At 72.1% G+C, this 8,949-nt stretch carries 8 protein-coding genes and 1 pseudogene; 8 read left to right on the forward strand and 1 reads right to left on the reverse strand.

The window, feature by feature from the left end; all coding sequences use genetic code 11:
• The first annotated feature begins 803 nt into the window (after window positions 1–803).
• From DI269_RS15215 to ccsB, 8 genes are read left to right on the forward strand one after another with little or no spacing between them, the layout of a single operon-like run.
• Complete coding sequence (locus DI269_RS15215) at window positions 804–2,510, forward strand: adenylate/guanylate cyclase domain-containing protein (RefSeq protein ID WP_112137268.1); 1,707 nt, start codon at window positions 804–806, stop codon at window positions 2,508–2,510.
• Window positions 2,507–3,811, forward strand: a complete 1,305-nt coding sequence (gene hemL / locus DI269_RS15220) for a glutamate-1-semialdehyde 2,1-aminomutase (RefSeq protein ID WP_112137270.1) — start codon at window positions 2,507–2,509, stop codon at window positions 3,809–3,811. Before DI269_RS15215 ends, hemL begins: the two co-directional genes overlap by 4 nt.
• On the forward strand, window positions 3,808–4,461 hold the full coding sequence (locus DI269_RS15225; RefSeq protein ID WP_112137272.1) for a histidine phosphatase family protein: 654 nt from the start codon (window positions 3,808–3,810) through the stop codon (window positions 4,459–4,461). Before hemL ends, DI269_RS15225 begins: the two co-directional genes overlap by 4 nt.
• Window positions 4,462–4,484: 23 nt before the next feature.
• Window positions 4,485–5,054 carry a TlpA family protein disulfide reductase gene (locus tag DI269_RS15230; RefSeq protein ID WP_112137274.1) on the forward strand — a complete coding sequence of 190 codons (570 nt, stop codon included), beginning with the start codon at window positions 4,485–4,487 and terminating at the stop codon, window positions 5,052–5,054.
• Entirely contained in the window at window positions 5,054–5,218 is a 165-nt protein-coding gene (locus DI269_RS27140; RefSeq protein ID WP_157975011.1) for a hypothetical protein, read from the forward strand. The genes DI269_RS15230 and DI269_RS27140 overlap by 1 nt, the downstream gene beginning before the upstream one ends.
• Before the next feature lie 49 nt (window positions 5,219–5,267).
• Window positions 5,268–6,020 (forward strand): cytochrome c biogenesis CcdA family protein, encoded by a 753-nt coding sequence (locus DI269_RS15235; protein ID WP_112137276.1) that lies wholly within the window; start codon window positions 5,268–5,270, stop codon window positions 6,018–6,020.
• Complete coding sequence (gene resB, locus DI269_RS15240; protein ID WP_232822759.1) at window positions 6,017–7,609, forward strand: cytochrome c biogenesis protein ResB; 1,593 nt, start codon at window positions 6,017–6,019, stop codon at window positions 7,607–7,609. The genes DI269_RS15235 and resB overlap by 4 nt, the downstream gene beginning before the upstream one ends.
• The gene (ccsB, locus tag DI269_RS15245) at window positions 7,606–8,571 is read left to right on the forward strand and encodes a c-type cytochrome biogenesis protein CcsB (RefSeq protein ID WP_112137278.1); all 966 of its coding nucleotides are present in this window, start codon (window positions 7,606–7,608) and stop codon (window positions 8,569–8,571) included. Before resB ends, ccsB begins: the two co-directional genes overlap by 4 nt.
• A gap of 105 nt (window positions 8,572–8,676) precedes the next feature.
• On the opposite strand, the pseudogene DI269_RS15250 reads toward ccsB, so the two are convergent.
• Window positions 8,677–8,949, reverse strand: a pseudogene (locus DI269_RS15250) (hypothetical protein); the annotation flags it as partial.

Genomic DNA, 8,949 nt, shown 5'->3' on the forward strand with positions numbered 1-8,949 from the left:
GAGTCGGCCCGCCGGGGCCCGCAGGGCGCGGGCGGCGGCGCGAAGGCCTCTGCCGGCGGCGCGGACGCCCCTGCCGGCGGCCTTGAGGGCGCGCCAGGGGAGGAGGGCGATGCGGCGGAGGAGGAGCAGCACGGGAGCGGGTCGTCCTTTCAGGTTCTCATTTTCGGCTCGGCGGCCCGGTCGGGGCGGAGGCGGTGTCGCGGTTCTTCAGGTCGGCGGCCCGGTCGGGAGTGGTCTTGCGGGTCTTCACGTCTGCGGCCCGAGCGGGGGCGTGAGCGCCCAGTATGCACCCGGATGCCGGCGGGTGCGCGGTGCCGCTGGGGGACCGGGCTGAATGCGAGTATTCCCTAGTTTCGTTCCCGCGGGCAACGCCTCGGGGCCAATAATTCTCCCCGACTGCCCGCTACCAGCGGGCGCTCGGATCGTTCCCTATAACGGATCGGTGGTTGCCACGAGCAAACTCGCGTCGAGAAGGCTTCACGTCCGCGCCGGGGGCAGGAGACACGGCCTTGCCCGGGCACATGCGGAGTGCCAGTTCCCATCACGGCAGGTAACCGACTGAGATGGGGGTGACACTGTGAGGCCGCTGGGCAATTGTGCCCGCGCACCAGCGCGCCACAGCCCGGCATACGGGGGCTGAACGAAAGTTGACCGACAACGTGGATACGACAACGGCATCGCACGCCGCACTGACCTCCCCTTCACTGGTTGGAAACGAGAGACCCGGATATCCGGCCCCATCCGACGCGGTCGGGTTCGAGCCGTTCGGGAATGAGACATCGGCATACCTGCAACCGTCCGATATGGATAATCGATCGGCGGTCCCCGGCGACGGCCCCGCCGCCCCGCCCCGCGCCCTGCTCCCCGCGGGCGACGTCACGTTCCTGTTCACCGACATCGAAGGCTCCACACGCCTGGCCTCCGGCCTCGGCGCCGAGCGCTACCGGATCGTCCTCCACCGCCACCGCGCCCTGGTCCGCGAGGTCCTCCAGGCGACCGGCGGCGTCGAGATCGACACCGAGGGCGACTCGTTCTTCGTGGCCTTCCACCACGCCGCCGACGCCTGCGCCGCCGCCGTCGGCATCCAGGGCGCCCTCCGCGGCGCCACTTGGCCCGACCAGGACGGCGCCCCGCTGCGCCCGCCCGTCCGCATGGGACTGCACACCGGCGAGGCCTGGCCCTCCGCCGGCGGCTACGCCACCCCGGAGGTGCACCGGACCGCCCGGATCTGCTCGGCCGCCCACGGCGACCAGATCCTCGCCTCCGCCGGCTGCGCCGCCGCCGCGGGCCTGGCCCCGGAGTCGATGCGCCGCCTGGGCGACTTCGAACTGCGCGGCCTGCCCGGCGCCACCGAACTGGTCCAGCTCACCGCCCCCGGCCTGCCCGACGACTTCCCGCCACCGCGCGTGCGCCCCCGCCACCACAACCTGCCCCACGCCCTGAAGCCCCCGGTGGAGCGGCCCGAGGACGCGCGCGAACTGGACCGGGCCTTCGCCGTGGGCCGCATGGTCACCCTCAGCGGCCTCCCCGGCTGCGGCAAGACCACCTTCGCCAAAGCCTGGGCCCGCAAACGCCTCTCCTGCTACGAGCACGGCGTCTGGTACTCCGACGCCGGACCCGACCTCGGCAAGGCGCTCCTGGCCGCCCTGGACCTGCGCTCCGAGCCCTTGCGGGACCCGATGGCCACGGTCACCGACCACTTTCGCGACCGCCGCGCCCTCCTCGTCGTCGACGGCACCGACCAGCTCGGCGCCGAACGCCGCAACGAGCTCCTGCTGCTCCTGGAGTCCTGCCCTGACCTGCACCTCCTCGCGGTCGGACGCCGACCCCTCGACCTGCCCGGCGCCGTCAAGCGCGCCCTGGACCTGCCCGCCGGGACCGTCGGCGCCGCCATGCTCGCCGGGTTCTGCGAGGACCGCGGCGCCCCGTGGACGGCCGCCGACTGCCGCGGCCTCGCCGCCGCGGTCGAGAACTTCCCGCCCGCGCTCCTCGCGCTCGCCGACCTCGTCGCCCTCGCCTCCCCGCAGACCGCGCTGCGCCGCCTTAGGGACGACCCGGTCGCGGTCCTCGACGCGGGCGGGCGCTTCCGCGAGGCCATCGACACCGCCGTCGCCGCGATCTCGGGCCCGGCCCGCGCGGTCCTCCTCGAACTCGCCGCGCGGGAGCTGGGCGCGAGCGTGGACGAGGTCCTCGACCTGTGCCGCCAGAGGGACGGCAGCCTCGAAGCGCTCGTCGAACTTGTGGACGCGGCCCTCGTGGTGATCGAGCGGCCCGCGATGGACCAGGCGGTCTACCGGGTGCCCGCGCCGCTGCGCTGGCTCCTGGCCGGCCCGGACCCCGAACCGGCCCCCGCCCCGCTGGGCTTCGCCGAGCGCCTGGTCCACCCGGTCGCCTTCGACGCGCCGAGGCTGAGGGCGGTCGCCTTACGACGCACGCGCGGCGGCGGGCCCCACGCCCGCCGCCGCCGCTCCTGCGCGTCCCGTGGGGCGTGTGCGATGCTGAGGCCGTGACTGACAGGCAACCGGGGCCGCTCGACCGCTCCCGCTCGGAGGCCGCCGCACAGCGCGCGGCCCGTGTCATCCCCGGGGGCGTGAACTCGCCGGTCCGGGCCTTCCGCGGAGTCGGCGGGACGCCGGTGTTCATCGCGGAGGCCAAGGGCGCCCGCATGACCGACGTCGACGGCAACACCTACATCGACCTCGTCGGCTCCTGGGGCCCGCTCATCCTCGGGCACGCCCACCCCGCCGTCGTCGACGCCCTCGCGCAGGCCGCCGCCCGCGGCACCTCCTACGGGGCGCCCACGGTCGCCGAGATCGAGCTCGCCGAACTCATCGTCGAACGCACCCCGTGCGAGATGGTCCGCCTCGTCTCCTCCGGCACCGAGGCCACCATGAGCGCCGTCCGCCTCGCCCGCGCCGCCACCGGCCGCGACAAGGTGATCAAGTTCGCCGGCTGCTACCACGGCCACGCCGACTACTTCCTCGCCGAAGCCGGCTCGGGCGTCGCCACCCTCGGCCACCCCGACTCGCCCGGCGTCCCCGCCGCCGCCGCGGCCGACACGATCGTCGTGCCCTACAACGACATCAACGCCGTCGAAGCCGCGTTCGCCGCCCACCCCGGCCAGATCGGCGCGGTCATCACCGAAGCCGTCCCCGGCAACATGGGCGCGATCGAACCCCTCGACGGCTTCAACGAGAAGCTCTACGCCGTCACCCGCGCCCGCGGCGCGCTCCTCATCTCCGACGAGGTCATGACCGGCTTCCGCGTCGCCCCCGGCGGCCTCGCCGCTCCCGCCGACCTCTACACCTACGGCAAGGTCATGGGCGGCGGCCTCCCCGCCGCCGCGTTCGGCGGCCGCGCCGACCTCATGTCCCGGATCAGCCCCGCCGGGCCCGTCTACCAGGCCGGGACCCTCTCGGGGAACCCGCTCGCCGTCGCCGCCGGCCTCGCCACCCTCCGGCTCTGCGACGACGCCGTCTACCGCACCCTCGACGACACCGCCGCCGAGCTCCAGCGGATGGCCGGGGCCGCGCTCTCCAAGGCCGGCGTCCCCCACTACGTCTCGGCGCCCTCGAACCTCTTCTCGGTCTTCTTCGCCGAAGGGCCCGTCACCAACTTCGCCGAAGCGAAGGCCCAGGACGCCGCCGCGTACGGCGCGTTCTTCCACGCCATGCTCGACCAGGGCGTCTACCTCCCGCCGAGCGCGTTCGAATGCTGGTTCACGTCCGCCGCGATCGACGAGGAAGCCCTGTCACACATCGAACAGGCGCTGCAACCCGCCGCCGAAGCCGCGGCTAAGGTGCGCTCATGAGCGGCTCCAAGACCATCGTCCACCTGCTGCGCCACGGCGAAGTCCACAACCCGGAAGGCGTCCTCTACGGCCGGCTCCCGGGCTACGGCCTGTCCGAGCTCGGCAAGGAGATGGCGCTCGCCGCCGCGGAGAAGCTCTCCGGCCGCGACATCGTCCACGTCGGCTCCTCCCCGCTCCAGCGCGCCCAGGAGACCGCCGAACCCGTCGCCGCCTCCCACCGCCTCCACGCCGTCACCTACGACGGCGTCATCGAGGCCGGGAACTCCTTCGAAGGCCTCAAGGTCGGCGTCGGCGACGGGGCGCTGCGCCAGCCCCGCTACTGGTGGCGCCTGCGCGACCCCTTCCGCCCCTCCTGGGGCGAGGCCTACCTCGACATCGCCCGCCGCATGATGGACGCCCTCGACAAGGCCCGCGCCGCCGCCGACGGCGCCGAAGCGGTCGTCGTCTCCCACCAGCTCCCCATTTGGACGGTCCGCCGCTTCGCCGAGCGCAAGCGCCTCTGGCACGACCCGCGCAACCGCGAATGCTCCCTCGCGTCCATCACCAGCTTCGTCTACGAAGGCGAGACCCTCGCCCGCATCGAGTACTCCGAGCCGGCCGCGCACCTCGTGCTCAAGTCGGCCACGGCCCGGCGGGCCAAGGGCGCCTGACCGTGGGCCTGCGGCGGAGGACGATGCTGGGCGCTGCGCCACTGCTGGCCCTCGCGGCGTGCAGCGACGGCGGCCAGGACAGCAACCGCGTCAACGAGATCAACCGCGACCGGTACGTCTCCGGCGACGGCTCGAACTACCGGTGGGAGGACCCCGCCGACCGCTTCGAGGCCCCCCGCCTCCAAGGCGAGGACCTCCACGGGAACCCGATCGACACGGACGACTGGGCCGGCAGCGTCCTCGTCGTCAACTTCTGGGGCGCCTGGTGCCCGCCCTGCGTCGCCGAAGCCAAGTACCTCGTCGAGGCCGCCGCCGCGTTCGAGGGCCAGAACGTCCAGTTCGTCGGCGTCAACATCCGCGACAGCCTCGACGCCGCACTGGCCTTCGAGGAGCGCTGGGGCGTCCAGTTCCCGTCCATCAGCGACGAGGCCGGACGCATCGCCGACGACTTCATCGACTTCGGCCTCTCGCCGACGACCATCCCCGCGACGATCCTCATCGACGCCGAGCACCGCGTCTTCTCCATCTGGCGCGTCCGGTTCCGAGACGTCGAGACGATCACCGCAGACGTGACCAAAGCCCTGGAGACCTGATGCGCACGCCGAACAACCCCGCCATCCGCAAGGCCGCCAAGGGCGCTGTCATGGCCGGAACCGCGGCCATCGCCGCCGTCGCAGTGACCGCCCTCGTCAAGCGCCGCATCGACAACCCCTCCCGCAAGCACCTCGAACCCGCACCTCGTGAGGACGCCGAATGAACCTGGCAGAGACCGCGGCCTCCGGACTGCACCGCTGCAAGGAGGCCGAATGAACCCGGCTGAAACGGCCGCCTCCGGCCCGCTGCTCCTCGCCTTCGGCGTCGCCGCGCTCGCCGGGCTCGTCTCCTTCGCGTCCCCCTGCACGCTCCCCCTCTTGCCCGGATACGTCTCCTACGTGACCGGCATGAGCGGCACCGAACTCGACGGCGCCGCGAAGGCCGACCGCCGCACCGGACGCGTCCTCACCGGCGCCCTCCTGTTCGTCGCCGGATTCACCGCCGTCTACACCGTCGTCGTCTTCGCCCTCCAGAGCGCCGGACGCGCCCTCCTCCAGAACACCGGCGCCCTCGAAACCGTCGCCGGGATCATCATGATCGCCATGGGCCTCATGTTCATCGGCCTCATCCCCACCCGCGGCGGCTTCGCCCCCAAATGGCGTCCCGCCGTCGGCCTCGCCGGCGCGCCCCTCTTCGGCGCCGTCTTCGCGCTCTCCTGGATCCCCTGCACCTCACCGGTTCTCGCAGCGATCACCAGCCTCGCCGTCATCCAGGACGGCACCGCCCGCGGCGTCGGCCTCATGATCGCCTACTGCGCCGGCCTCGGACTCCCCTTCGTGCTCTTCGCCGTCGGCATGCACCGCCTCGCCCGCGCCCTCGACTTCCTCAAGCGCCACGGCCGCGCCATCGCCATTGCCGGCGGCATCATGCTCATCGCGGTCGGGCTGATGCTCGCCACGGGAGCCTGGGGCGACTTCACCAACTGGTTGCGCGCGACCGTCGGAACCGGGGTGAGCGTCCTGTGACCGCCACCCTCACTCCCGCCCAGCGTAAACCCAAGGCCGCCAAGCGCTTCCGCGCCTTCTGGCGCCGCTGGTGGCACCAGCTCACCGCCATGCGCACCGCGCTCATCCTCTTGCTCGCCCTCGCCCTCGCCGCCATCCCCGGCTCGACGTTCCCCCAGCGGTCCATCAGCACCGTCGACGTCGCCGGCTACTTCGACGAGCACCCCGACCTCGCGCCCTGGCTCGACCGCCTGTGGGCCTTCGACGTCTACACCTCGCCGTGGTTCTCCGCGATCTACCTGCTCCTCATGGTCAGCCTCGTCGGCTGCATCCTCCCGCGCCTGAACGTCCACTGGAAAGCCCTGCGCGCCAAGGTCCCCGACGCCCCCGCGCGCATGTCGATCCTCCCGTACCACCGCGTCCTCGACCCCGGAGCCGACGCCAACCAGGGCCGCGCCCGCGCCGTCCTCAAGCAGCAGCGCTGGCGCACCGCCGTGCGCGAGCACGAGGACGGCACCGTCGTCATCGCCGCCGAGAAGGGCTACCTGCGCGAGACCGGGAACCTGCTGTTCCACACCAGCATCATCTTCATCCTCGTCGGGGTCGCCCTCGGCAGCCTCATGAGCTGGTACGGGAACCGCATCCTCTCCGAGGACAAGTCCTACTGCAACAACCTCCAGCAGTACGACGAGTACGGCCTCGGCGCGTGGGTCGACGAGACCGCCCTCCCGCAGTTCTGCCTCACCCTCAACGCCTTCGACGCCGAGTTCACCGACGGCGGGCCCACCGCCTACGACGCCGACGTCACCTACGAGGCCGACGGCGAGACCGGCGAGTACGGCCTCGAAGTCAACCACCCCTTGAACATCGACGGCACCAACGTCTTCCTCATCGGCCACGGCTACACCGCCGTCGTCACCTACACCGACCGCTACGGGCAGACCCAGACGCTCCACCAGGAGTTCCTGTCCATGGACGCGGCCCTGAACTCCGAGGGCGCCTTCAAGTTCCCCGACGTGAACGTCGACCCCGAGACCGGCGAGGTCGACGAGGACGCCGAAGTCGGCTTCGACGCGATCCTCGTCCCCACCTTCGACGACTCGACCGCGATGCTCCTGGGCACCGACCCCGAGCTGAACAACCCGGTCCTCGCCCTCACCGCGTACACCGGCGACCTCGGCCTGGGCGACGGCCTGCCCGAGTCGGTGTACTCCGTCAACGAGGACCAGATCGCCTCCGGTGAACTGGAGCAGGTCAACGACGACGTCGAGGTCATCGGCGTCGGCGACTCGATGACCCTCCCCGACGGCACCACCCTCACCTTCGACGGCGTCGAGCAGTACGCCGTCCTCCAGGTCCGCCACGACCCCGGCGGCCCCGTCGTCCTCGCGGGCGCGGTGCTCCTCCTGCTCGGCCTCCTGCCCGGGCTCGCCGTGCGCCGCAGGCGCTACTGGATCCGGTGGAACCCCGACGGCACCGTCGAGACCGCCGGCCTGAACCGCAACGACTTCGACGGCCTTGACGAGGAGTGCGACGAGCTCACAGCCGCGATCGCACCCGGTTTCGAGCCGCCGGGAACCCACACCGACAAGTCCGGGAGTGATGAATGACCGGTGCAGAAGCCGCGAACGCCCTGTTCGTCGCGACGATCCTCATCTACGCGGCGGCGATGTTCTCCTACGCCGTCGAATACGCCTTCGACAAGCGGGCGCCCAAGCGCGCCAAGGCGCTCGTCGCCGTGGGCGGCGCGTCCGACACCGACACCAGTGCAGACGTCGCCACCGAGGCCCCGATCAGCCCCGCCGCCGCCCGCGGCGCCGGGCGGCTGGGCCTGGTCCTGACGTTCCTCGGCACCGCGGCCCTGGCCGCGAGCATCGTCACCCGCGTGATCTACACGGGACGGTGGCCGTGGGGCAACATGTTCGAGTACACGGTGGGCGTCGCCCTCGCGGGCATGGTCACCTGGCTGTGGCTCGTCTCCCGCGGCTCCGTTCCGCGCCGCCTGGGCCTGTTCGCGACCTTCGCCGTGACGATGGTCCTCGGCACCTCGGTCCGCGTGTACACCGAGGCCGGGCCCCTGGTCCCGGCCCTGGACTCGTACTGGATCATCATCCACGTCACCGCGGCCATCGCCTCCTCCGGCATCCTGCTCATCGGCTGCGTCTTCGCGATCCTGCACCTGCTCAAGCGCAGCTTCGACCGCCGCGTCTCCGACGGCAAGCCGATCCGCTTCCCCCTCAACATCGCCGAGCGCCTGCCCGACGCGACCGCCTTGGAGCGCTTGACGTTCAAGATCCACGTCTTCGCGTTCCCGCTCCTGACCTTCGGCATCATCGCGGGCTCGGTCTGGGCCCACCTCGCCTGGGGCCGCTACTGGAACTGGGACCCCAAGGAGGTCTGGGCCTTCATCGCCTGGGTCGTCTACGCCGCCTACCTGCACGCCCGCGTCTCCGGCCGGTCCGCCAAGGCGAACGCGCCCTGGCTCGCCATCCTCGGCTACGCGGTCATGCTCTTCAACCTCACCGCAGTGAACCTCGTCTTCAGCGGACTCCACTCCTACGCCGGAGTCTGACACCGAGACGCAGTCCGGGCCCCTTGCGCGCCAGTGCAAGGGGCCCGAACTCCGTTCTGTTCAAGAAGCGCGGAAGCGAAGAACCTCGGCTTCCCAGCGGCGAGGTCACGCCAGCGGGTCGTCCTCGTCCTCGAACCGGGCCAGACCCCAGACGTCCTCGTCCTCGGTCAGCCACGACTCCTTGCCCTCGCCGTCCTCACCGTCCGCTCCACCGGGACGGCCGCCACCGCCGCCCATCATCCCGGCGCCGCCGGCACCGGCGGTCTTCCCGAAGAGCCCCTGGCCCTTCCCGAGCCCGGCCCCGCCGGCACGGGCCCCGCCCGCTCCGGCCCCGGCTCCGGCGCCGCCCGCCGGTCCGAACTGCCCCATCCCGGAACC

Source organism: Glycomyces dulcitolivorans (assembly GCF_003265355.1).
GTDB classification, from domain to species: domain Bacteria; phylum Actinomycetota; class Actinomycetes; order Mycobacteriales; family Micromonosporaceae; genus Glycomyces; species Glycomyces dulcitolivorans.